The organism is Corynebacterium sp. MSK150 (assembly GCF_030229215.1).
Taxonomy (GTDB): domain Bacteria; phylum Actinomycetota; class Actinomycetes; order Mycobacteriales; family Mycobacteriaceae; genus Corynebacterium.
The window spans coordinates 1-1680 of the sequence record NZ_JASPHM010000032.1; the positions used below are offsets into that span (position 1 = coordinate 1).

Annotated in this window: 1 rRNA gene; it reads right to left on the minus strand. The window is 54.8% G+C overall.

The window, feature by feature from the left end:
• Window positions 1-12: 12 nt before the first annotated feature.
• Window positions 13-1530: ribosomal RNA gene (locus QP941_RS11500) — 16S ribosomal RNA — on the minus strand.
• Window positions 1531-1680 lie beyond the last annotated feature (150 nt).

The following is a 1680-nucleotide window of genomic DNA, read 5'->3' on the forward strand; positions in this document are numbered from 1 at the left end:
AAAGCTCCTTAGAAAGGAGGTGATCCACCCGCACCTTCCGGTACGGGTACCTTGTTACGACTTCGTCCCAATCGCCGATCCCACCTTCGACGGCTCCCTAACAAGTTTGGGCCACCGGCTTCGGGTGTTACCAACTTTCATGACGTGACGGGCGGTGTGTACAAGGCCCGGGAACGTATTCACCGCAGCATTGCTGATCTGCGATTACTAGCGACTCCGACTTCATGGGGTCGAGTTGCAGACCCCAATCCGAACTAAGGCCGGCTTTCAGCGATTCGCTCCACCTCACAGTGTCGCTGCGCGTTGTACCGACCATTGTAGCATGTGTGAAGCCCTGGACATAAGGGGCATGATGATTTGACGTCATCCCCACCTTCCTCCGAGTTGACCCCGGCAGTCTCTCATGAGTCCCCAACCAAATGCTGGCAACATAAGACAAGGGTTGCGCTCGTTGCGGGACTTAACCCAACATCTCACGACACGAGCTGACGACAACCATGCACCACCTGTACACCAGCCACAAAGGGAAACTACATCTCTGCAGCGATCCAGTGTATGTCAAGCCCAGGTAAGGTTCTTCGCGTTGCATCGAATTAATCCACATGCTCCGCCGCTTGTGCGGGCCCCCGTCAATTCCTTTGAGTTTTAGCCTTGCGGCCGTACTCCCCAGGCGGGGCGCTTAATGCGTTAGCTACGGCACGAAAGTCGTGAAAAGACCCTCACACCTAGCGCCCACCGTTTACGGCATGGACTACCAGGGTATCTAATCCTGTTCGCTACCCATGCTTTCGCTCCTCAGCGTCAGTAACTGCCCAGTAACCTGCCTTCGCCATCGGTGTTCCTCCTGATATCTGCGCATTTCACCGCTACACCAGGAATTCCAGTTACCCCTACAGTACTCAAGTTATGCCCGTATCGCCTGCACGCCCGGAGTTAAGCCCCGGAATTTCACAGACGACGCGACAAACCACCTACGAGCCCTTTACGCCCAGTAATTCCGGACAACGCTCGCACCCTACGTATTACCGCGGCTGCTGGCACGTAGTTAGCCGGTGCTTCTTATCTAGGTACCGTCACAAAAAGCTTCGTCCCTAGCGAAAGGAGTTTACAACCCGAAGGCCGTCATCCCCCACGCGGCGTCGCTGCATCAGGCTTGCGCCCATTGTGCAATATTCCCCACTGCTGCCTCCCGTAGGAGTCTGGGCCGTATCTCAGTCCCAATGTGGCCGTCCACCCTCTCAGGCCGGCTACCCGTCGCCGCCTTGGTAGGCCATTACCCCACCAACAAGCTGATAGGCCGCGAGCTCATCCTACACCGAAAAAACTTTCCAACCATCACACTAAAAATGGCTCCTATCCGGTATTAGACCCAGTTTCCCAGGCTTATCCCGAAGTGCAGGGCAGATCACCCACGTGTTACTCACCCGTTCGCCACTCGAGTACCCTGCAAGCAGGGCCTTTCCGTTCGACTTGCATGTGTTAAGCACGCCGCCAGCGTTCGTCCTGAGCCAGGATCAAACTCTCCACAAAAAAATTTCAGAACAAAATCCGAAACAGGCCGTGAAAAGCCCGAAACCCAACAAAAGAACAAACCACCACAAACCACAAAAGCCTGTGCTGGCGTCCAAAAAATTACTACAAAGAAAAAATACAGTCCCCTCAACCCGACGGGGTCAAAAA